Source organism: Yoonia sp. R2331 (genome assembly GCF_041103235.1).
GTDB lineage: Bacteria > Pseudomonadota > Alphaproteobacteria > Rhodobacterales > Rhodobacteraceae > CANMYO01.
The window spans coordinates 425,042-446,732 of the sequence record NZ_JBGCUN010000001.1 but is presented as its reverse complement, the minus strand read 5'-3'; the positions used below and the strand labels follow the sequence as shown (position 1 = coordinate 446,732).

The window sequence follows — 21,691 nt, the reverse complement described above, 5'->3', positions numbered from 1 at the left end:
ACGATTGATAACCTAGGGAGAAGACCAAATGAAATTGATGAAACTCACATACGCGGCGGCTTTGCTGTCCAGCGGTGCCTCGGTTGCGATGGCCGATAGTCACGCCACAGAACTGCACTTTATCATGTGCGGCGGCGAAGTGCGCGACGCAGACCAAGCGGTCGTGGACCAGTTCGAGGCTGACAACGAAGGCGTCACCGTGAACCTTGAGGCCGTGCCATGGGGCACATGTCAGGACAAATCCCTGACGCTGGCCGCCGCTGGTGATCCGCCGTCGATCGCATACATGGGGTCCCGGACGCTGCGCCAGTTGGCCAACAATGATCTGATTGTGCCTGCTGAAATTCAGGATGACGTGATCTATCAGGATGGTGTGCTGAACACCGTCACGATCGAGGGTACGCAGTGGGGATATCCACACGCGTTTTCAACCAAGGCGCTTTATATCAACTGTGACATCGTCGAAGCCTCTGGTCAGGAATGTGTTGCGCCGACAACCTGGGACGAGATGTATGCGATGGCCGAAGGCGTGGTTGCCAATACCGATGCAGCTGGCGTTGGCCTGGCTGGCAAAGATTTTGACAACACAATGCACCAGTTCCTGAACTACCTTTATTCCAACGGCGGTGTAGTGATCGACAGTGCAACCGGTGAAAACATGCTGGACAGCCAGCAGACCCGTGAGACGCTGGAGTTCTACGGCAAACTGGCATCTGTCAGCCAAGAGGGTCCGACCGCTTGGGAACGCGATCAATTGAAGGACCTGTTTAACGACGGTCAGATCGCGATGTATGTCCAAGGTCCTTGGGGTTACGGCCAGCACAACGAAGACATTAACCAGTTGGTGGCGCCTGTGCCTGCCGGTCCGTCCGGTGAAAGCGGCACGATCCTGATCACCGACTCCATTGTCGTTTTCAAAGGGTCTGGCCACGAAGAGTTGGCACAAGAGCTGGCACAGCGGATCACATCCGGCGACAGCCAGTACGACCTTGACAGCTCTTGGGGTCTGACACCGATCCTGGACTACGCTGCGATGGGAAAAACCGACCTTTACTATGAGGACGGTATCTGGCCGAACTTCACAGCCACAATCTCGACCGGCGGGCCAGAGCCGCTGCTGGAAGACTTCAAGTCATTGCAGTCGGTCTTCACCAATATGGTGCAGGGGATCATCCTTGAGGACGATACCGTCGACAATCTGGTGACCATCGCCGCGGAAGAGCTTGACGACGCTCTCTAAGCGAAACTCCCTGCCTCCGGGCGACCCGATGATGGGTCGGCCGGGGGACCTCTTATAGCTCTTTTTGAAACGAACGGACGGATCAATGGCGACGCTTTCACTGAATGCCATCAACAAGTCTTTTGGCGCAGCCAAGGTGCTGCATGACATTAGCCTTGCAATCGAGGACAAGGAATTCGTTGTGTTCGTTGGCCCGTCAGGTTGCGGGAAATCGACCCTGCTGCGGATCATTGCCGGGCTGGAAGAAGCGACCACCGGCTCTATCGTGATTGGCGGCGAGGATGTCAGCGCGGCACCACCGGTGGAGCGCGGCATTTCGATGGTGTTCCAATCCTACGCGCTTTATCCACACCTGAGCGTCTATGAAAACATCGCCTTTCCGCTGCGCGTTCAAAGTTTGGAAAGGGCGGACATGGACAGTCGCGTCCAACAGGCCGCCGAGATTTTGCAACTGACCGACAAGCTGCAATTGAAGCCCGGCCAGTTGTCAGGCGGTCAGCGCCAGCGGGTCGCAATTGGTCGGTCCATAGTGCGCAACCCCAAGGTCTTCTTGTTCGACGAGCCGCTGTCCAATCTGGATGCCGCACTGCGCGGGGATATGCGGGTCGAGCTTAGTCAGCTCCATCAAAACCTCGATGCCACAATGGTCTATGTCACGCACGATCAGGTCGAGGCGATGACGATGGCTGACCGGATCGTTGTGCTGAACGGTGGTCGGGTCGAGCAATTTGGCACCCCCATGGAATTGTATCACCACCCCAAGACCAAGTTCGTCGCCTCTTTCATCGGCCAGCCCAACATGAACCTGATCCCCGCCACGGTGCTCGGTGTCGATGCCAGTGGCATCAATGTAGAGCTTTCCGGCGGACATCAGATGGTGCTGCCGGTTGAGGCCGCATCGGTCAGCACCGGCGACAAAGTCGAAGTTGGCATTCGCCCCGAACACGTCAGCCTTGGCGCAAGTGGTCTTGAGATTTCGGTCAAGGTTCTGGAACGGCTAGGTGGCGTGTCGATCACCTATGGCACAATTGGCGACGAGACGCGGTTCTGCGCTTCATTGCCGGGCGATGCAGTCATTGCTGAAGGCGCGCCGCTCAAGCTGAGTGTGGCGCCTCAGGACTGTCACGTCTTTGATGCCGCAGGTGATGTCTTGCGTCGCAAATCAGCACCCGCTCTGGTCGCTTAGGGAGAAGCCGATGAAAGTCGTCACGGCCGGAATTGGACTGCGCGCGGCGCATGTTTTGTCGATCCTCAAACAAGCTATGCCAGAAGCAGAGCTGATCGGATACTACGACCCACAACCAGCCTCGGCCCTTCAAGTCGATGGCGCCACAATCGACAAAGACGCAGCTCGAAATTTGGTGGCTGACAATGTGTACCCGGGCTACCCGGACGCACCCAAGATCAAACAGCTCAAAGAAGGGTTCGCCACTTGCGTTGATATGCGACGCAACACGCCACGCTTTGATGACATCGACAGCATGCTGAAAGAGACCAAGCCCGATCTTCTTTTTGTAGGCTCGCCCAATTGTTTTCATTTGGAGCATATCAAGGCCGGCCTGCGTGCCGGAGTGCGCATTTTCACAGAAAAACCCGTCGTGACCACCAAAGAAGAAACGATGGAGCTTGCGGCGCTTTTGGCGGAACACGGCACCGACCGGGTGATGGTCGGGCTGGTGCTGCGCTATTCCCAGCACATGGTCGATCTGCGTGCGGTGTTGGATGACTTGGGGTCAATCGTTTCGCTAGAGGCCAATGAACACATCGCACCATACCACGGCGCATTTTTCATGCGGGATTGGCGGCGGATGGTGTCCTGGTCCGGCGGTTTCATGTTGGAAAAGTGCTGCCATGACATTGACATCTACAACATGGTGACCAGGTCACGCCCCGCAAAACTGGCAAGCTTTGGCGGGCGCAAATCCTATGTGCCGGACAATGCGCCTACCGCGAATGTCGAAAACGAGATCATGCATCATAAGCCGTCCGTCTGGAACAGCGTGTCGGACGCGTTTCATTCGGACGGCGATATCATCGATCACCAGACCGCACTTGTGCAATATGACAGCGGCGCGTCGCTGGTGTTTCACACCAACCTGAATGTTCCTGACGAACATCGCCGCTTCTGCGTGATGGGGACCCACGGCATGGCAGAGGGCGACTTTGTGCGCGGCACGCTGAAAGCGACGGCGCGCGATGGGTCGGTCATAGCTGCTCATGACTATACCAAGATGGACAGCAAACGCGCCTCTGCCCACTACGGTGCGGACCACATGATGGTTGATGACATCGTCGCCTTCTTGCGCGGCGAAACAGACAATCTGCCGGTCAGCGTCGTTGATGCGCTGGAAGCGGGACTGGTCGCCATGGCGTTGGATGAAGCGCGGATCAGCGGCGCAATGGTAGACATGACGCCAACTTGGCAAGCCTTTGACACATACGGATTACGGACATGATAAACGCAAACAAGACGCCCGGCCGCCTAATGGCCGCTGAATCGGCGGACTGCATCGATGTGCTGACCCGTGCAGCGTCTCAAAGCACGGAACGAGCGCGGTTGGGTGAACCAAAAGCGATCTATACAGTCGCGCGCGGGTCATCAGATGCAGCCGCAAACGTGCTGTCATATGAGTTCATGCGCGAATTGGGGGTTCCTGCGACCTCTTTGCCTCCATCAGTTTTCTCAATCGGCAGCGGTGTCGATTTACGCCAGGCAGCGGCGCTTGTGATCAGTCAGTCGGGATCAAGCGATGACCTTGTGCTGTCGGCAAGAGGGGCGATGCAGGCGGGCGCAAACGTCATCGCCATCACCAATCAACCCGCCAGCGCCGTTGAGGCGGCGTCAGAGACAACCCTGCCCATCTGCGCTGGCCCCGAGCTTGCCGTTCCCGCAACAAAATCGGTCGTCGGCGCGATTGGTGCGGGCATGGCCCTGCTGGGGGCGGCACGTCCGGCCTATGCCCAAAAAATCCAAGAATCCTTGACAGAAATTGCGAATGTCTCGATCCAACATCCACGGGCCGCACAGCTCCAAGCAGCGTTTCTGCGGGCGCGCCATGTTTATGTGATCGGGCGAGACACGGGGTATGGCGCGGCACATGAGGTGGCGCTGAAACTCAAGGAATGCTGCGCACTTCACGCTGAAGCCTATTCAAGCTCTGAGGTCTTGCATGGACCGCTGCAATTGGCCACCAACCCGTTGATGGTGCTCATGTTGGATATTGGCCTTGCAGAGGTTCAGGACAGCTTGGATCAGGCTGAGGCGCGTTTTCGCGCGATTGATTGTGACGTATTCCGCTTGCGATTGAGCGATCTCGGACTGGATCAGATCACCCCTGCTGCGGCGGCTGCCGTGCTGTTGGCAACGATGTACCCTATTATCTTGAATACTGCGCTCGCGCTGGGTCTTGACCCTGATGCGCCTGCGACCTTGTCGAAAGTCACGCAAACCACATGACCGAGCATCTTTCAAAGTGGGCAACCTGGCGCGAAATCCACAATCAACCTGCGATCTGGCGCAGTTGGGGGGCCACCTTAGATGTGGCCGGTCTGCGGGACTGGATTGCTGACCAGACCTTTGATGAGGTTTGGTTCGTTGGGGCGGGCACAAGTGCTTATATCGGCGACATCATCGCGGCATCACTTAAAGGAACTCGGTCCGTCCCAAGCACAGATATCGTCGCTGATCCGGCACATGTCTTGTCTGGTGTGCGGCCCCTAGTGGTCAACTTCGGGCGATCCGGCAACAGCACCGAGAGCATCGGCACCCTTGATGCGCTGGACGCACTGCTACCTGATGCGCCCCGCCTGAATATTACCTGCAATGCGGACAGTGCGCTGGCGACACGAGCCTCGCGCGGGCCGACAGAGGTGGTCATCTTGCCTGACGCTACGCACGACGCCGGATTTGCGATGACGTCAAGCTTTTCCACGATGTTGTTGACCGGGCTGGCGCTGTTTGATGCCTCCAGCGATTGGACCAACCGGATGACTGCGCTGGCCGATCAACTGGACCGGCTGCTGCCAACGCTCGCTGCGGGGCCACGCCCTGAACGGGTTGTCTATGTGGGTTCAGGGCCGCTTTGCTTTGCCGCGCGCGAAGCGGCACTTAAGGTGATGGAGCTTTCGGCAGGCCAAATGCCCGCGCTTTGGGAAACCACGCTGGGATTTAGGCACGGACCAAAGGCATTTGTCACAGACGCAACAGACATCACCATTTTCCAAAGCCCCCACGCACCGACCCGGAACTATGACAGTGATCTGGCGGCAGAACTGCGGATGCAATTTCCTGCGGCAAGCGTGGAAACAATTGGAGCTGGAGGAGACATCGACATCGCAATGCCATTTGGACCTGCGTGGGCCGCCCCCTTATGTGTCGCAGCGGCCCAGATCCGAGGGGTGATGTGGTCCGACGCGCTTGGCTTGAATGTCGACGATCCGTTTGCTGGTCAGTCCACTCTGAGCCGGGTGGTGTCTGGTGTGAAGCTTTATCAGGTGGCGTCATGACCGCCATCGGCATCGATCTGGGCGGCACAAAGATTGAAACGCAGCTCTTTGATGATGACTGGGCCGTCGTCGCCCGCCAGCGGCATGATACGCCGGGCATCTATGAAGACCTTGTGCATGTGGTCGCCGACCAAATCCGATGGGCAGAGGCGCAACTGGGTGTAAGCGCGCCTGTTGGGATTGGGGCAGCTGGCCTTGTGAACCCCAGAAACGGCAAAGCACTGACGGCAAATCTCGTCGCGACCGGCCAGCCCTTTCCAGCGGACATTGCAGGTGCTGCTGGGCGCGCTGTGACATACATCAACGACTGTCGGGCGCTGGCGCTTTCAGAGGCGGTCTTTGGTCAGGGACGCGGGCATCGCACCGTCATGGCACTGATCCTGGGAACCGGTGTGGGTGGCGGATTGTGCGTAGACCAACGGATCTTGCAGGGTCCAACCCACACAGGTGGAGAATTTGGGCATACCGCCGCCCCGGCGCATCTTGTCGCACAACATGATCTTCCGATCCTGACATGCGGCTGCGGGCGCAAGGGCTGTATCGAGACCTATATCGCGGGGCCCGGCCTATCTGCTCTTGCCAAACACCTGACAGGCCAAGACACGACACCGCCCCAGATCGCGGCATCAAAGAGCGGCCCGATGAAGAACGTTTGGCGGATATGGTGCGCGCTGACGGCAGAGTTGATCCACACGCTGACCTTGACGGCTGACCCTGACTTGATCGTCCTTGGCGGCGGATTAAGCCGCATTGATGGCATCGTGGACGATCTGAAAAGCGCAGCCCAAGCCACGCAATTGCCCGGTTTTGGCACCCCACCGCTGGTACTGGCCGAGGGAGGCGATACCAGTGGCGCGCGCGGGGCTGCGTTTGCGGCTTGGCAGGCAGATCAGAATGACTGACGTGCTGCGCGATATCATTCGGCGCAACCGCGCAGGGCAGCGGGTCGCTATTCCATCAGTTTGTTCTGCCCAACCTGATGTTTTGCGCGCCTCTCTGGCGCTCGCCCAGCGCCTTGACCGGCATGTGGTGATCGAGGCGACCTCGAACCAGGTCAACCAAGACGGCGGCTATACCGGCATGACACCAAGCGATTTCATGCGCTTTGTCAGTCGCTTGGCGGATGAAACCGGGACGGATCGCGAACGGATCATCTTTGGCGGTGATCACCTTGGCCCGCAGGCGTGGCGCAATCTGGACCCCGATGCCGCGATGGCAAAAGCCGACGTTTTGGTCGGCGACTACGTGGCGGCTGGTTTCGGCAAAATTCACCTGGATTGTTCCGAAGGCTGTTTTGGTGAGCCCGCACAACATGACGATGAGGTGACCGCCGCGCGTTCGGCCCGATTGGCGAGAATCTGCAGCAAGGTGCGGGATGATGTCCTGTTTGTGGTCGGTACAGAGGTGCCGCCGCCGGGCGGCGCGCGTGTCGACGAACACGGCGACATCAGCCCCACAAAGCCATCAGACGCGCGTCGCACCCTTTTGGCCCATGATGCAGCATTTGGCGATCTTGCAGGGCAGATCGGCGGCCTTGTGGTGCAGCCGGGCGTGGAGTTCGGCCCTAAATCCGTCCATGCCCTAACGATGGATCGTGATCCGAACCTATTGGGTGCTTTGGACGACCATCCGCATGTTTGTCTCGAAGCGCATTCGACCGACTACCAGGACCCGGGCGTCTATCCACGACTGGCCGAACTCGGCTTTGCGTTCCAAAAGGTCGGACCGGCACTGACGTTTGCCTATCGCGCGGCTCTTTATGCGCTTGACCAATTGCGTTCGCCCAGCGGTGAACTGCAAGCCACGATGGAAGCAGAGATGCTGGCCGATCCATCCCATTGGCAAGCGCATTGTGCGGGTGACGCAGCCGCGCAATTCGCGCAGCGCCATTATGGGCTTGCCGACCGGATCCGCTATTACTGGCAAACCCCCAGCGCGCAAAAGGCGGTGCAGGTCCTAAAGGCGCAATTTGAGCAACCGATACCTGACGCCAAATTGCGCGCTGCATTCGATCCGCTTGTTCTGGATCGCGCAGACGGGCTACACGGTCCACAAGTCCAACGGCTTATTGATGCGCAAATATCCCACGCGCTGGCCCCTTACTTTTTTGAGGAAGCATCATGAGTGAGAATTGGATTGCACCGGATCAGTTGTTCGATGGCAAATCCGTGGTGTCTGGGCATGCCCTGCGCATCGTGGATGGCAAAGTGGCAGACCTCGCCCCTGCCCCGCATGCAGCCGTTCCGATCAAAGGGTGCCTGACACCCGGGTTTGTCGATTTGCAGGTGAACGGCGGTGGCGGTGTGATGCTAAACTCTGCCCCGGCACGCGACAGCATGGTGACAATCGCAGCGGCGCATCGCACATTCGGCACGGTTGCGATAATGCCCACAGTGATCACGGATGCGGCTGACGTGCTGGACCGCGCCGCCGACGCTGTTTTGGCCGCCCGGCAAGATGATGGGATCGTGGGGCTGCATATTGAGGGACCGCACATTTCGGTAGCCCGGCGCGGCACCCACAACGGGGCCAACATCCGCAAACTGGATGATCGCACCATGAATGTGGTGCAAATGCTGCGCCAACATGGGGTCGCGGTGATGATTACCGTCGCGCCAGAAGCCGCGACAAACACCCAGATCGCTACACTTGCCGCCTTGGGCGCTGTCGTTTCAATTGGTCACACGGACGCAACGGCCGACGCGGTTGAAGCGGCAATCGCGGCCGGCGCGTCCTGCGCGACACATCTGTTCAACGCAATGTCCCCGATGACCGGGCGCGGGCCGGGCGCGGTTGGCGCAATTATCAATTCAGATATGCGGTCCGGTATTATTTGTGACGGCCACCACGTCGATGATCGCATGATCCGGTTGGCGATCCGGGCGCGTCCGAAAGACGATCTGATGTTCCTTGTATCAGACGCAATGGCCACTGTCGGTGGACCGGATCACTTCGACCTTTACGGTCAGGGCGTTCACCTCAAAGAGGGTCGCTTGATCAATGCTGAGGGTGGTCTTGCCGGGGCGCACATTACGCAAGCCGAAGGCGTCGCGCGCCTGGTACACCATGTTGGCATTCCACTTGACCACGCGCTACGCATGGCGGTGACGATCCCGGCCCAGGTGATCGGACGTGATGATTTGGCGAGTTTGGTTGGCCGCAAGACTCGCGATCTTGTGGTGCTGTCCAACAACCTTGCGCAGGCCGATGCGCTTAATGCGATGCTTGGCGCAACTTTGGCATATGATGCCGCGGAATAACCCCTACACGCTTGAAATCTGCGCCAGTTCGCCCGATGCCGTCGCGGCCTGTGCCGGAATCGCGGACCGGATAGAGCTGTGCAGCGCGCTGGATCTTGGCGGGCTGACCCCAGACATAGGCATGATGGAGCTAGCGGCATCGTTGGGGATCGAAACACATGTCCTGATCAGGTCGCGCAGCGGCGACTTTGCGATGACAGCAAGCGATCAGGCGACCGCCGTCACAAGTATTCGTGCCGCACGCGCGATAGGGTTAAAAGGTGTTGTTATCGGCGCAGAAAGCAATGGCGCCTTGGACCGTCGCTCACTTGAAACTCTGGTCGCCGCTGCGGACGGCCTGGACATCACATTGCACCGGGTCATCGACGTGGTCGACGATCCTTTTGCCGCGTTGGAGGTCGCCATCGATCTTGGCATCCGGCGCGTTCTGTCATCCGGCGCGGCCTCATCAGCGATCGAAGGGATTGCTGGCCTCGACAGGCTACATGCGGCGGCAGCGGGTCGGATCGAAATTATGGCTGGTGCTGGTATCAACAGCGCCAACCTTCCGGTGATCATGGCAAAGACAAGGTTGACCGCTTTCCATACGTCCTGCACGCGCGTTGAAGCCGCGAAACCGCATTACGCGAAGCTAGGATTTGGCACCACTCAACGATCGATCGACCTGACCGAACTGGATCGGCTTGCGCGGCTTTGTCACAAATTGAGCTGATCTGGCGGCACGGCGAACCATTATTCACCAATTTTGATTGACATGGCGCGCACATTCCCTGTGGGCCGGATTGTTTGTCACCTCATTGGGACCTTCGAGCCATCGGCAGGGATGCTATCCAGCAAGGGTGAAAGGTAACCAACCGCGGCTTGGAACACAGTCTAAGCTGCGAAAGTGCCGCTGTGAATGGAAATGGATACGACCAGGCGAATGGGAATGTCACACTGGCTCTAGGCCGCTCCACTACATTCATCGAAATGCTTTGAGACATCAGAATGGGAACGTGTCCGCTCCATCGCCACATGCGGAGGTTCAGGTCTGCCGTACAAAAAACCCTGCGCCTGCCGTGCGCCCATCTCTTGAACAACCTGTGCAACCTCGACGGTCTCGATACCTTCAACCGTGACGTCCATCTCAAGATCTCGCGCAATATTCAGGACTGACGAAAGCAGCATTCGTGCCTTCTTGGACGTCTCGATTTCAAGCACAAGCGACCTATCAATCTTCAGCTCGTTTGCCTTGGTCGTGCGAAGATAAGCGAGCGAGGAGTACCCGGTGCCGAAGTCATCAATCGCAATTTTGCAGCCCAAGTGGTGAAGCGCCGCAATGATTTTTTGCGCCTGCTGCCAATCCCGCACCTCCATTGTTTCCGTAATTTCGAGGGTTAGGAATTCCGCTGGAAGATTGGAGCAATTGAGAACGCCTTGGACGAGCGCAACAATCCTATCGGTATTGAAATGGAGGGCCGAAAGGTTAACGCTGACCGTAAAGCGGGTTTTGTTTCTTTCGTTCCACTCTGCGACGTACTCCGTCGACCGTTCGAGGACATATCGGTCAATTTCGAGGACGAGGCCACTCTCTTCAGCCAAGGCGATAAATTCAATGGGCGGTACAATTCTATCACCTCGTCTCCAACGGACTAAGGCCTCGAACCCAAACACTTCGCCTTCGGGAAGCATCACCTTGGGCTGGAAATGCACCTCAAGGTCACCGGCATTTATTGCCTGAGGCAACTCTTCAAGCATTGCGCGACGTTCAAGGAACCGCTGTTCAAGCGGTTGATCGTAGATTGTGAATTGATTGCGACCTTCCGATTTCGAAGCATAAAGCGCAAAGTCGGTCACTCTGGACAGGTGATCGACCGATGGATGCTTTTGGTAGCCAATTTGCTTCGTTGAACAGGCGCCGACACTGACGGTCGTCGATAGCGTCTCGCCTTCAAAGGTGATGGCGGACCGTGTTTGGACAATCGCTTCTTCACAGGCTTCTATGACCATGTCGGTATCGTCGCCTGGAAGTACAATTGCAAATTCATCGCCACCAAGTCGCGCCGCAAATCCGAGGTTCGCGGCGGCCAAATGCCCAAGTTTGGTTGCAATGTGCTTCAGAACCGCATCGCCGGCGGCATGACCGTAGGTGTCGTTAACGATTTTGAAGTCATCAAGGTCAACTAAAAGCAGTGCCAATGGTTGACCTTCATCCAACTTCTTTTGCAGTCGTTCCTGAAACTGAACCCTGTTCGGCAAGTTGGTCAATGGGTCAAAGTAAGCAAGGAATTCGACCCGTCTTTCGGCAACTTCGCGGGCTCTGCGACCCAGCACCTCGCGACGCAATAGCAGAATGGCAACACTTCCAAAGATACTCAGGCCGCCGAGGCTGGCGAGCAAAAATAGCTGTTGTTCACGGACGGCCACGGACTGCGCTTCGAGGACAGTGTCAGCCTTCCGGCGTGTTTCATCAAGGAATTGCACCATATGACTACGCGCTTCAGAGCCGGCTTGCACCAGTTCAGTGGCCAGCCCCTGAACATTTGAAAAATCATCTTTGATCGCGGCGTCAGCGATATCCACAATGTCCCGAAGTGCGGCGACTGATCTGACACCTGTTTGCAAACCATCGCTTTTGGCCATTTGCCGTTCGAAGTTGTCTGCGCGAACATAGAGAATGTCGGTGGCATTCTTGAAGTCATCCTTTAGCGCTTCGGTAATTTCACCGATTACGACTGCGGACTGGACAATGAGAATGAGCCTTTGAACGTCGCTCATCCCTACGTATCCATTCCGAACTTGAGTATCCCGAAAGACAGAGTGGTTCTCTTCAAGCTGCGTGACGACCGTCTGAATGTAAAAACCTGCACCAACACAGATCGAAACAAGAACTGCTAACGCAGTTGAAATTCCGACCCGTGCAGCCAATACATCGAGAAAGCCATCGACTTGGTTGGCATTGTCGCGAGCAGGCCGAGGGTACATTTCAGTCTGCGGCCTCGATACGAGCGGCCATCCAGACAAAATTCGACTCCGACGTCAAAGGCGAACCTTCGAACTGGGACTTTTCGATTACGAATTGGATTGGTCCGCGTTCTCTGCGGCTATGAGGCTCACCATTGACGCGCGTCGCGACCAGGATTTCAACACTATCGATCAACTCTCGGGTCAGGGTGGTAGTGTAGTCGTTTTCAGCAGTGACCAAAATCGCGTCCGCACCGCCAAGTCCGTTCGCGTCGAGCAAGTCGGAAAGCAAGACACCATCAAAGTCTGCGGGTTGTTCGCGCCAAGGGGTCGTTGTGGTCACTCTGTAGGTTGGAAGAGTTTCGAGCTCTGCGGGGCTATAACTCATCTCGGTGCTGTCTTGCCCGACGATGACCAATGTGGCCTGGTCATGTGCAATTGGCTCAAGTGAAACTTGCACAGAAGGACCAGCGATTGCGACACTTGAAGACAATATCCAAGACGCAACTATGACTGATACAAATCGTTGCACGTGATTCTCCTTTGTTGTTGGAGCAATCACGTTAGGAGTTTTCTAGAAATAAGAGGTTAAGAGGCGCGGGTACACTAGAGGCAACAATTCACCCGATCACAAAGGCAGCCGCGGTGGCCGCAACCGTTTCCCAGCGCCGGCTGACACGCTTCTAAGTTTGGGCTCTCGTTGAGGTACGGGCATTCGATTGGTGCCATTGCACTAACCCATCCGTTGCCGCAAACCATCGAATCCGACCGCAAGGATCAAGACGACTCCGCGTGTGACGTCCTGCCAAAAGCTGGTGACGTTCATCAATGTCAGCCCATTGTTCAGCGTTCCAAGAATAAGCACAGCCACCAGCGTACCCCACACAGAACCACGTCCGCCTTGCAGGGATGTCCCCCCTAGAATGATCGCAGCAATGACGGTTAACAGGTGCGGGCCTGCGGCATTCGGAGCGGCAGCCCCCAGCATGGCCGCCAGCACGGTGCCAGCAATTGCACCCGATACGGCTGACAAAACATAGAGCGAGATTTGCGTGCGATCCACGGGCAGACCGATCAGGCGACTGGCGTCAGGGTTTCCACCCACGGCAAACGCATGACGCCCGAAATGCGTCTTTTGCATGACCAGCCACAAACCGATGTACACGGCCAACATCAACAACGCAGGTACAGGGATACCCAAAAGACGGCCTTGCCCGATCCAGTTGAAACCGTCCACCGACAACGGTTTGGTCAGTCCCCCCGTCAGGATCAACGACACCCCAGAAACAATGGACATCGTCGCAAGCGTCACAATCAAAGGGTTCAACCGCAGATAGGTCGCCAAAATCCCATTCACCAAGCCGACGACAACAGCGATCCCAACCGCGCATAGGACGGCAAACCATATAGGAATACCCGCAGCGTGTAGCAAAGCAATGATGACCCCTGTCAGACCCGCAATGGCTGCGACAGACAAATCCAACCCCCCCGCGATGATAAGGGGGGTCCCCGCAGCGGCCATAAGCCCAATCAGTGCAATATTGGAACTGATAGAGGTCATGTTGCGCATGGTCATGAAGAAGGGTGACAGGAACGAAAACACGACGAGCAACAGAACATAAAAGACGAGCAGGATCAGAACGGTCGTTCCGACTCCTGATCCACCGAAGAGGCGTTTCAACACACCTTGGGACAACGTTGTGTTAGACATCTCAAGCGCCCCTTAAGGATGGTTTGCGGTCATTGCGGTGGCCGACATCAAATCGTTTGCAGTAGCTCTGCTTCCGAATTCCGCCAAGATGCGCCCCCGATCAATCACAAGGGACCGATCCGACAGACCTGCGATTTCTTCCACATCTGACGATAAGACCAGCACGGCAAGACCGCTTCGGGCAAAGTCGACCAGATGACTATAAATCTCGCGTCGCGCGCCGACATCAACCCCGCGTGTCGGTTCTTCGAGGATCAGCATCTTAACCTTTGGGTTCAGCCAACGGGCGACGCAAACCTTTTGCTGATTGCCGCCAGACAGTAGTCTGATCGGTTGTTCCGGCCCGGAGGTTTTGATCCCCAGCTTACTGATCCAATCATTCGTATGAGCAGTTTCGCGGGCCGGGGACGTGAAGACGGTATTTCCGAAATCCTGTTGGAACGCGGCGACAAGATTCTCGCGCACGCTCATATCTGCCATGATGCCATCGGTTTTACGCTCAGCCGTGACAAACCCTATACCAGCGTCTTTCCCTTTCAAGGGAGATACGGGCTGATACGGTTTGCCAGATAACATCATTTCGCCGGCAGACGGGCGGCCCTCTGCCCCGAACACCAGACGCCCCAGAACCTCAACACCAGAGCCAATCAAACCGAATACGCCCAAAATCTCGCCCGCGTGCAGATCAAAGGAAACGTCTTCGATCTTGCCGGGCTGCGTCAAACCTTTGCAAGTGAACACGACAGGCGCATTGGCCGGCAAAGGATCACGATCCTCAAACATGGACCCGGCCACCTTGCCCAGCATCGCATTGACCACTTCCCCCACTTGCGAGGTATGCGGATCAAATTCGCCTGCATTCAAACCATCTCGCAGCACAACGATCCGGTCTGAAATCTCGAACACCTCCTTTAGGAAGTGCGAGATGTAGACAATGCTTGTGCCGCGCTCTTTAAGGCGGCGCAGAATGGTGAAAATCTGTTCGCTTTCCTGTTCAGACAACGACGCTGTCGGTTCGTCCATCACCAGAATTTCAGCCTGCGATTCAAGGGCCCGGGCAATTTCGATAATGCGCCGCTCGGCGACAGGTAGATCTGCTACCAAGGTATCCGCGCCAAGGTGTCCAAATCCTAGGTCTTCAAGCACCGCTTGCGCGCGACGTGCTATGTCTGACCAGTCAACCGTCCCCTTGCCGTCAGCATTCATGCAGATGTTTTCCGCGATGCTGAGCTCTGGAAAGACAGAAATTTCCTGCGGCAAAAACGTGATCCCAACACGCGCGGCGTCGCGCGGAGAATTGAATTGAACCACCGCATCGTTGACCCGAATTTCACCAGAATTTTTTGTATAATTCGCAGTGAGAATTTTCATCAACGTCGATTTGCCAGCACCGTTGGACCCCAGTAACGCAACGATTTCTCCGGCTTTCACATCAAGTGACACCCCTTCCAGAACCTGCACAGGACCAAAGCTCTTGTAGATGTCGCGCATCTGAATTCGGGGAAGCGGGGCGTTCATCGGAACATGCCTTGGTAGGTTAAGAAAGGAATGAAGTCTTCGAGAAAGCAGTGCCACGCGGCCTTTCAGCCACGTGGCCTAGCATTTTCAACGTTTTATTGCGTCGGGATCAAGTTTTGCACATCCGCCAACGACGGATCATCCCGCAGCGCTTCGAGGTGGGCTAGAAAGCCCTCTTCGGGGAACGAATAGTCAACGACGTCGACCTCTTGGCAGGCGATGTTGGCGTTGAATTCACAGATATTGGCCGGCGTCACCATTTGGTGGTTGATCAACACCGCATCAGGAAGCTCTTCACCGGCCAAAGTTGCAAGCGCGATCGGGATCAGTGAATTGCCGTAGCGTTCCGGAAAGGACCCGACAGCCGCAACAAAGTCTTTTTCGTTTGCAAGTGTTTCGCCTTCATCGGCGCCAAGCCCGACGACTGTGATCATGTCGCGCCCGTCCTGCTGGGCTGCGCGCAAGATGCCGGTTGCCGCCTGGTCGTTGATCGCGGTGCCCATGATCGGCACACCTTCAGGCACACGGCTGAGCAAGTTATTGGTCTGGGTAAAGCTCTCTTCGAGCGTGTTTTTGCTGTCAAACGTCAGGATCTGGTCTTCGGGAAAATCCGGCAATGCGGCACGAAACCCTGCGATTTGTCCGCCCGTTCGCATCGCTGGGATGGGGCCGGATTGTGGCAATTCACCTTCGATGAAAAAGCCGTTCATCACGGCATCCATGCCATGACGCGCAACAGCAGCCTGCGCGAGATATGACCCGCCCATGAATCCGGCACGCGGGTTGTTCACACCGAAAAATCCGGCGCCCGGCATCGGAATGTCGATTGCGACGACGGGGATGTTGGCCGTGTTCAATTTGTCCATGATGACGGCCCCAAATTCGGCGTCTGTCTGGAATTCAATCACGAAGTCGACATCCCGGATAATGAAGCTCTCGGCGTTCGCAAGGGCCGTTGCACCGTCCAAGCGGTTGTCGGCTATAACAACTTCAATTCCGGCCGCCTCTGCGTTCTCAAGGATACCCTGTTCAACCAGCCCGCAGAACGGGATGTCGCGTTGCAAGTTGGCAAACCCGATCACGTAGTTTTCACCGTTCTTGGGGGGTGTTACTTCCATCGCGGCTTTTACCATTGCCATCAGGCTCTCAGCCGGGAACATCGATCCATCGTGTGTCGCAGGATCAAAGCCTTGGAAATCAGCGTATGCAGGTGCCGCAGCGACCGATAGTGCGAGCGCGGCCGCCGTGGACAGAATGAAATGTCTCATTGATGGGTCTCCTCCCTATTAACGTGGTGCCGTGACCCGCGGGGGTCCGGCACCCTCCCTTCAAAAAGACTAGACGAGGTCGATTGCAAAAATCTGGCAAAAGAAATACACTTATTGCTCAAATATGCGGTGCAGTATTCTTCCTTGATTGATCGGCATTTTTCGATTCTTTTTCAGCATTTCATGGACTTACTGATCACCCCGCCCCATCAGAAGTCGCAATGTACATATCTTAGTTGATTTGTGGACATCCATGGTCATGCTGCTGTCATGACCGATCAAAGCGAAAACTATTTCAGCTACATCCCTGAAAGTCGTCTTTGCCGGACACTTGGGTGCACGCTGCGTTCTTCGGGGTTTACCCGGGTCTTGCCACACGCTCAGTATCCCGCTCAGACCCATCCACAGGGACACCTTTTTAGCCGGACCCGAGGGCGCGTTCTGCAAGCCTATCAACTCGTCTATATTTCAGAGGGCCGTGGGCGCATTGAACTTGGACGCGGCAGCAAGCCCCAAGACATCCGCGCAGGACAGGTCTTTGTGCTGTTTCCAAATGTCTGGCATCGCTACGCGCCCGAACCCAGCGTGGGCTGGACCGAACACTGGGTCGAGTGCGAAGGCACAGTGTTTGACATGTGTACCAATGCTGGCCTTCTTAACAAAAGCAGGCCCATTATCCGCAATCCAAGCATCGCTGCGATAGAGACGTCCTTTTCAGAAATCCACATGCTTTCAAGACAGGACGCCGTCGGCAACCAACCCGTCCTGTCCATGCTTGGCCTAAAGCTTCTTGCCATTCTTGCTGGCCCTCGCAATGCCAATGAAGACAGCACCAACCAGTTGGTCAACAGCGCGCGTATGCTGTTGCTGGAAAGGTGCGCGGCGCAGCATCCCATGGAAGATATCGCCGATGAGCTAAACGTCAGTTATTCGACCCTGCGGCGTACTTTTCGCGCACAAACCGGCATGTCCATGAAGGACTACCAAATGGCAATGCGGATTCAAAAAGCCAAAGACCTGCTTGATAATACAGAGCTGTCCATCAAAGGTGTTGCGGCACACCTCGGTTTTAGCTCGGCATTCCATTTCTCCAACCAGTTCAGGAAATCTGTCGCGTGCCCGCCGTCAGATTGGCGGGCACGCCTTGGCCAAGGACGGGAGGACGGCCCTAGCAAACCCGAATAACGTCAAGCCCCAACAAAGCGCCAAGTTTCTCGATCCGGCTTGCAACATGACCAACCCCGACGGCGCAATGATGCGCAGGGGCCGCCGCATTCCATGCTTCGACAAACTGGCGCGCTCCAATGTCAAAATGGTATCGACTGTTGGTGTTGCCGATTTCAAGAATTGGGCCCGGAACAGATTCCCCTTCGGCAACCAAAAGCGACACCCGACCGTCGTGCTCGAGAACGGAAAGGCATGTCACCGGCCCGTGCTTCACGCTCATCTCGACACTCAGTCCCGCGCCCACTTTTCCGTGGAACACCTCGAGTGGCCGTACCTTGGTCTTGCCTTCGGCAATCTGCGTGTGTCCTGGCCCGTCATGGCCCATCAGGACAACATCTTCGGCATAATCAATCGCGTAATATTCGGTGAACGACCCCCCTGCCCCGAAAGAATCCATGATCTTCATGGCCTGGGCGTTTTTGACTTCGTATTCGCCTGCGATCGGCACACCTGACGCCGTCAACATTGAACATCCAAGGATAACGGATGTGATAATATCTTCATGTACGGTGCCGGGAGTGGATTCGTAATAGTATGCCATCGCCCCCAAGCCATGCTGCTCGACCATTTTGAACAGGGCTGCTGCGGTCGATGCTGCGCGCCAGAGCTCGAACTCAGAACAGTCCGATTGGATATCAAAGTCGTCATGGATACGCGCAAGCGCAGTGTCGATTTCAATGTCGGTCAACCCTGCGCGAATAGACGCGAGCTCATCAATCTCGACGATCTCAATGATTGTTCCAAATGCCGCTGACTGCAGCGCCATGTCGGAATAGATATCCAGCATGCCATTGTAGTATCGGCCCATGACGCCCAATTTCGTATGGGCCATCACATGACCAACACGCGCGGCTTCGATCCAGTCTTCTATTTCGGAATCGACGTGATCGTCACCCTCCAGAACGCCCGTGATCTGATGGAAATCAATGCCGGCGCGTGTAAAAACATTTGCGATTTCGGGTACAGGACAAGCGGCACAATGGGCCAACCATTCACCGGTCATTTTGGAACGGCTTCCCAGTGCGTTAAAGCTGGCCAAATCGATTGATGCGACAGGCTGCAGGTTTAGAATGATCACTGGAACACCGGCGCGGCGCACAACAGGCAAGACCGTCGACGACACTGCATAGGTCGTCACATACAAAAATATGACATCAACATCGGCCGATCTGAAGTCATGCCCTGCCTGCAGCGCTTTTTCCGGTGTATCGATCAGCCCCAAGTTGACGACTTCGACATCGTCCCGTTCCAGCTTTCGCTCAACGACCTCAACGTAGGATTTCAGTCGATCCTCAAGCCCATCGAATTGCGACCAATATGCTTCTAACCCAATGCCAAATAGACCGACTTTTAATTTGCTCGCCGCGATTTTGACCATTTCGTATTCCTCCGCAACAGATGGATCAGTTGCCTCTATTGCAACCCAATCCGGCCCTGCATGATCCGTTCATGAATGATGCTACGCAGTAAGACATTGCAAATTGTGACCGCACGCATGCAAAAATTGCTCAGTTTTTTGAATGCCGCGCATCAGGCCAAGAGCTCTACTGCCAGCATGTCTGGCTGAACAACTCAAAGCCACTGTGGCGCACAATCTCAGCAATACGGGCCACTCGAATAGTTCTCCGTCCGCAGGGCCTGCACCTTCGATGACAACAAGTTCGAACCATTGGCGCGCCAAAGGCGTAGGTTGCATTGCAAAAGGAAGCCTGGAAAATCGCCGATCCAATGCGAAACCGGCAAAAGCCAGAAGCGTTGGCGGCGTTTTCGCGGCTTGGACAGTGCAACCTCCTGAAATTCCAAAGTAGAACCAAGCACTTTCGTCGGCTCGACAATCAGGACCAGTCGGAGGTTTTCCGTGTTGCGACACGAAGGCAATTCTTGACTGCCCTCAATCGGATGTCTTGCGACTGTTTCGGGAAGGTCGCGCTGACGGTGTTAGGCTGTCCGGGCGCGCGCTCCGAAACGGCGGTTGTAAAGATTGCGGTAGGCTTCTGCGGACGCAGGCAAATGCGCGCGAACCGCTGCGACAAGTGCATCTTGCGACGTGCCGCGCAACGCCGCGATGATGTCAAAATGCTGGCTGACGATCCGATTCATATGGGCCTCATCTTCGTATTTGACGACGCGAATGGGCTGCGCAGCGCGGGCATGATTGCTAATCAATTCGGCCAAGCGCGGATTTCCGCAACAGGAATACTGCACTTCGTGGAATTCTTGATTGAGCCAGAAAACCGCCCGAAAGTCGTGCTCTTTGACCGCTTTTTCATGGCGATGTGCAATGTCTTCCAACCTTGCCGAAATCTCCGTGTCACAGGGAAGCTTGGTCCGTTCCGCCGCAGCCGTTTCGAGTATGACGCGCACATCATATAGGGCGTCGACTTCATCTGGCGTGAAGTCCACCACTTCGACACCCCGGTTAGGTCGCCGCACGATAAGACCGCGGGATTCAAGCTCAGTGAATGCGTTTCGGACGGCGTGCCGTTTCGCCCCGTGATCCTCCATGACGCGGTCTTCGATGATTCGGGCGCCCGGAGGGAAGACCCCAAAGATGATGTCGTTTTCGAGTTCTTCTACCAGTTGGTCGGGCATTGCGCGCGCTCCGTCTCGTTCAATAAATCAAGACTATCAGCTAGATTAATTCTGTCCATTCAAGATTATCAATAATTTTATTGACGAAATCTGGTTCGCCCGTCTACGGTTAAAGAACTTTAGGGAGGAAACCATGAAATTATTTACCAGTGCGATTGCGATCGCAGCATCACTCTATGGCGCGCAGGCCTTCGCTTGGGAGGCAACCGAGGGCAAACCATATGAAGGCCAGACCGTGAACGTGCTTGCGGTGAAATCCAGCCAGTTCGAAGCGCATGAAGCCCGCCTTGCTGAGTTCGAAGAGGCCACCGGCATTGACGTCGTATACGACTACGTACCGTTCCCTAACATGAAAGAGGCACTTACAACCGAGATGGTTGCAGGTGGCGACTATGACGTTGTCTCGGTCATGGATCAGTGGGTTCACTCGCTTCAGATGCTCATGGAGCCGATTGGGCCGGGCATTGAAGCGCAGGGCACCGACCTGAGCGATTTTCCTGCCGCGCATTTGCGTCATGGCATGCTGAACGGCGAGTTGATCGGTCTGCCAGTACGTGGCCACGTGCAGTTGATGTTCTACCGCACGGATATTCTGGAAGAAGCCGGTGTGACCCCCCCACAAACCTGGGAAGAAATGGTTACAGCAGCGAAAGCCATTCAGGAAAAAACTGACGCCGCTGGCGTGGCGCTGCCTTATGGCAAGCTGAATGGTCAGAACCTGATGGTTTGGATGAACCTGCTTTGGGGCAAGGGTGGTGATCTGTTTGATGCAGACGGCAATGCGATCTTCAATTCCGAAGCTGGCGTTGCGGCGACTGAAACCTACATCAGCTATTTGACTGAAGAAGAAATCGTGCCCGCAGGTTCTGCGGTGTTTGTTGAGCAGGACGCCGTGACCAGCTTTAAGCAGGGCAACTCTGCGATGCTTCCTGTCTGGTGGTGGGTGCGCTCGCAGCTGAGTGATCCCGAACAGTCCACGCTTACGGCCGACCAAATCGGGTTCACAGCCCTTCCATCGGTCGCTGGTGCAGATCGCACAACTTTCACCAACACGTGGATTTTCGGCGTCACTGCTGAATCCGACAACAAGGACGCGGCGACCGAGTTCCTTGGTTGGCTGACCGATCCCGCACTTGAACGTGACGTCTTGATGGACCCTGATCTGTCCGAGGTTGTTGCCGTTCACATGTCCAACCTGACCGACGCCGAAGTCAACGAACGCTGGGGCGGTATGCACCAAGCGGCGGCCGACGCCCTGGCGACGGCAGACGGTGTGGAATTCGGCGACAACTGGCCGCGTATCGTGCTGATCCTTGAGACAGCGATCTCGAGCCTCGCCTCTGGCGAAGCGACGGACGTGCAGGCCGTCTTGGACGCTGCTGCCGAGGATATCGCGGCGATCCGCTAACCTCCCGAGGGCTGGGCG

18 protein-coding genes are annotated in these 21,691 nt (G+C 56.2%); 11 read left to right on the top strand and 7 right to left on the bottom strand.

Annotated features, from left to right (window positions below):
• Positions 1-37: 37 nt before the first annotated feature.
• From AB3Y40_RS02285 to AB3Y40_RS02245, 9 genes are all read left to right on the top strand, one after another.
• Complete coding sequence (locus AB3Y40_RS02285) at positions 38-1,240, top strand: ABC transporter substrate-binding protein (protein ID WP_369437183.1); 1,203 nt, start codon at positions 38-40, stop codon at positions 1,238-1,240.
• Positions 1,241-1,325: 85 nt separating this feature from the next.
• Positions 1,326-2,426 carry an ABC transporter ATP-binding protein gene (locus tag AB3Y40_RS02280; protein ID WP_369437182.1) on the top strand — a complete coding sequence of 367 codons (1,101 nt, stop codon included), beginning with the start codon at positions 1,326-1,328 and terminating at the stop codon, positions 2,424-2,426.
• 10 nt (positions 2,427-2,436) lie between these two features.
• Positions 2,437-3,696 carry a Gfo/Idh/MocA family protein gene (locus tag AB3Y40_RS02275; RefSeq protein WP_369437181.1) on the top strand — a complete coding sequence of 420 codons (1,260 nt, stop codon included), beginning with the start codon at positions 2,437-2,439 and terminating at the stop codon, positions 3,694-3,696.
• The gene (locus tag AB3Y40_RS02270; protein WP_369437180.1) at positions 3,693-4,697 is read left to right on the top strand and encodes an SIS domain-containing protein; all 1,005 of its coding nucleotides are present in this window, start codon (positions 3,693-3,695) and stop codon (positions 4,695-4,697) included. The genes AB3Y40_RS02275 and AB3Y40_RS02270 overlap by 4 nt, the downstream gene beginning before the upstream one ends.
• A complete protein-coding gene (locus AB3Y40_RS02265) occupies positions 4,694-5,746 on the top strand; it encodes an SIS domain-containing protein (protein ID WP_369437179.1) in 1,053 nt (350 codons plus the stop codon). The genes AB3Y40_RS02270 and AB3Y40_RS02265 overlap by 4 nt, the downstream gene beginning before the upstream one ends.
• The gene (locus tag AB3Y40_RS02260) at positions 5,743-6,648 is read left to right on the top strand and encodes an ROK family protein (protein WP_369437178.1); all 906 of its coding nucleotides are present in this window, start codon (positions 5,743-5,745) and stop codon (positions 6,646-6,648) included. Before AB3Y40_RS02265 ends, AB3Y40_RS02260 begins: the two co-directional genes overlap by 4 nt.
• A complete protein-coding gene (locus tag AB3Y40_RS02255) occupies positions 6,641-7,870 on the top strand; it encodes a class II D-tagatose-bisphosphate aldolase non-catalytic subunit (RefSeq protein ID WP_369437177.1) in 1,230 nt (409 codons plus the stop codon). Before AB3Y40_RS02260 ends, AB3Y40_RS02255 begins: the two co-directional genes overlap by 8 nt.
• On the top strand, positions 7,867-9,006 hold the full coding sequence (gene nagA / locus AB3Y40_RS02250; RefSeq protein ID WP_369437176.1) for an N-acetylglucosamine-6-phosphate deacetylase: 1,140 nt from the start codon (positions 7,867-7,869) through the stop codon (positions 9,004-9,006). The genes AB3Y40_RS02255 and nagA overlap by 4 nt, the downstream gene beginning before the upstream one ends.
• A complete protein-coding gene (locus AB3Y40_RS02245) occupies positions 8,993-9,718 on the top strand; it encodes a copper homeostasis protein CutC (RefSeq protein ID WP_369437175.1) in 726 nt (241 codons plus the stop codon). The genes nagA and AB3Y40_RS02245 overlap by 14 nt, the downstream gene beginning before the upstream one ends.
• A gap of 230 nt (positions 9,719-9,948) precedes the next feature.
• Here the strand turns inward: AB3Y40_RS02245 and AB3Y40_RS02240 are convergent, their stop codons facing one another.
• The 5 genes from AB3Y40_RS02240 to AB3Y40_RS02220 all read right to left on the bottom strand — a co-directional run bounded on the left by AB3Y40_RS02240 (position 9,949) and on the right by AB3Y40_RS02220 (position 16,446).
• The gene (locus AB3Y40_RS02240) at positions 9,949-11,970 is read right to left on the bottom strand and encodes a putative bifunctional diguanylate cyclase/phosphodiesterase (RefSeq protein ID WP_369437174.1); all 2,022 of its coding nucleotides are present in this window, start codon (positions 11,968-11,970) and stop codon (positions 9,949-9,951) included.
• A 1-nt stretch (position 11,971) separates the two neighbouring features.
• Positions 11,972-12,409: a molybdopterin-dependent oxidoreductase gene (locus tag AB3Y40_RS02235; protein WP_369437173.1), complete on the bottom strand. Its 438-nt coding sequence runs from the start codon at positions 12,407-12,409 to the stop codon at positions 11,972-11,974.
• Positions 12,410-12,682: 273 nt separating this feature from the next.
• On the bottom strand, positions 12,683-13,660 hold the full coding sequence (locus tag AB3Y40_RS02230; RefSeq protein WP_369437172.1) for an ABC transporter permease: 978 nt from the start codon (positions 13,658-13,660) through the stop codon (positions 12,683-12,685).
• A gap of 12 nt (positions 13,661-13,672) precedes the next feature.
• The gene (locus AB3Y40_RS02225) at positions 13,673-15,178 is read right to left on the bottom strand and encodes a sugar ABC transporter ATP-binding protein (RefSeq protein ID WP_369437171.1); all 1,506 of its coding nucleotides are present in this window, start codon (positions 15,176-15,178) and stop codon (positions 13,673-13,675) included.
• A 95-nt stretch (positions 15,179-15,273) separates the two neighbouring features.
• Complete coding sequence (locus tag AB3Y40_RS02220; protein ID WP_369437170.1) at positions 15,274-16,446, bottom strand: sugar ABC transporter substrate-binding protein; 1,173 nt, start codon at positions 16,444-16,446, stop codon at positions 15,274-15,276.
• Between the two features lie 270 nt (positions 16,447-16,716).
• Between AB3Y40_RS02220 and AB3Y40_RS02215 the strand changes: the two genes are divergently transcribed.
• Positions 16,717-17,631 carry an AraC family transcriptional regulator gene (locus AB3Y40_RS02215; protein WP_369437169.1) on the top strand — a complete coding sequence of 305 codons (915 nt, stop codon included), beginning with the start codon at positions 16,717-16,719 and terminating at the stop codon, positions 17,629-17,631.
• On the opposite strand, the gene AB3Y40_RS02210 is transcribed toward AB3Y40_RS02215, so the two are convergent.
• Both AB3Y40_RS02210 and AB3Y40_RS02205 read right to left on the bottom strand, forming a co-directional pair.
• Positions 17,615-19,051, bottom strand: a complete 1,437-nt coding sequence (locus tag AB3Y40_RS02210) for an arabinose isomerase (RefSeq protein WP_369437168.1) — start codon at positions 19,049-19,051, stop codon at positions 17,615-17,617. The genes AB3Y40_RS02215 and AB3Y40_RS02210 overlap by 17 nt on opposite strands.
• Positions 19,052-19,611: 560 nt before the next feature.
• Complete coding sequence (locus AB3Y40_RS02205; RefSeq protein ID WP_369437167.1) at positions 19,612-20,265, bottom strand: GntR family transcriptional regulator; 654 nt, start codon at positions 20,263-20,265, stop codon at positions 19,612-19,614.
• Between the two features lie 133 nt (positions 20,266-20,398).
• Between AB3Y40_RS02205 and AB3Y40_RS02200 the strand changes: the two genes are divergently transcribed.
• On the top strand, positions 20,399-21,673 hold the full coding sequence (locus AB3Y40_RS02200) for an ABC transporter substrate-binding protein (protein WP_369437166.1): 1,275 nt from the start codon (positions 20,399-20,401) through the stop codon (positions 21,671-21,673).
• The last annotated feature ends 18 nt before the right edge of the window (positions 21,674-21,691 follow it).

Bases quoted from the DNA above. Each gene is read 5' to 3' on its own strand.
- AB3Y40_RS02255 (WP_369437177.1), top strand. From the start codon at position 6,641: ATGACTGACGTGCTGCGCGATATCATTCGGCGCAACCGCGCAGGGCAG.
- AB3Y40_RS02265 (WP_369437179.1), top strand. From the start codon at position 4,694: ATGACCGAGCATCTTTCAAAGTGGGCAACCTGGCGCGAAATCCACAAT.
- AB3Y40_RS02230 (WP_369437172.1), bottom strand. From the start codon at position 13,660: ATGTCTAACACAACGTTGTCCCAAGGTGTGTTGAAACGCCTCTTCGGT.
- AB3Y40_RS02225 (WP_369437171.1), bottom strand. From the start codon at position 15,178: ATGAACGCCCCGCTTCCCCGAATTCAGATGCGCGACATCTACAAGAGC.
- AB3Y40_RS02280 (WP_369437182.1), top strand. From the start codon at position 1,326: ATGGCGACGCTTTCACTGAATGCCATCAACAAGTCTTTTGGCGCAGCC.
- AB3Y40_RS02210 (WP_369437168.1), bottom strand. From the start codon at position 19,051: ATGGTCAAAATCGCGGCGAGCAAATTAAAAGTCGGTCTATTTGGCATT.
- AB3Y40_RS02240 (WP_369437174.1), bottom strand. From the start codon at position 11,970: ATGTACCCTCGGCCTGCTCGCGACAATGCCAACCAAGTCGATGGCTTT.
- AB3Y40_RS02205 (WP_369437167.1), bottom strand. From the start codon at position 20,265: ATGCCCGACCAACTGGTAGAAGAACTCGAAAACGACATCATCTTTGGG.
- AB3Y40_RS02245 (WP_369437175.1), top strand. From the start codon at position 8,993: ATGCCGCGGAATAACCCCTACACGCTTGAAATCTGCGCCAGTTCGCCC.
- AB3Y40_RS02275 (WP_369437181.1), top strand. From the start codon at position 2,437: ATGAAAGTCGTCACGGCCGGAATTGGACTGCGCGCGGCGCATGTTTTG.
- nagA (WP_369437176.1), top strand. From the start codon at position 7,867: ATGAGTGAGAATTGGATTGCACCGGATCAGTTGTTCGATGGCAAATCC.
- AB3Y40_RS02200 (WP_369437166.1), top strand. From the start codon at position 20,399: ATGAAATTATTTACCAGTGCGATTGCGATCGCAGCATCACTCTATGGC.
- AB3Y40_RS02260 (WP_369437178.1), top strand. From the start codon at position 5,743: ATGACCGCCATCGGCATCGATCTGGGCGGCACAAAGATTGAAACGCAG.
- AB3Y40_RS02285 (WP_369437183.1), top strand. From the start codon at position 38: ATGAAACTCACATACGCGGCGGCTTTGCTGTCCAGCGGTGCCTCGGTT.
- AB3Y40_RS02270 (WP_369437180.1), top strand. From the start codon at position 3,693: ATGATAAACGCAAACAAGACGCCCGGCCGCCTAATGGCCGCTGAATCG.
- AB3Y40_RS02215 (WP_369437169.1), top strand. From the start codon at position 16,717: ATGACCGATCAAAGCGAAAACTATTTCAGCTACATCCCTGAAAGTCGT.
- AB3Y40_RS02220 (WP_369437170.1), bottom strand. From the start codon at position 16,446: ATGAGACATTTCATTCTGTCCACGGCGGCCGCGCTCGCACTATCGGTC.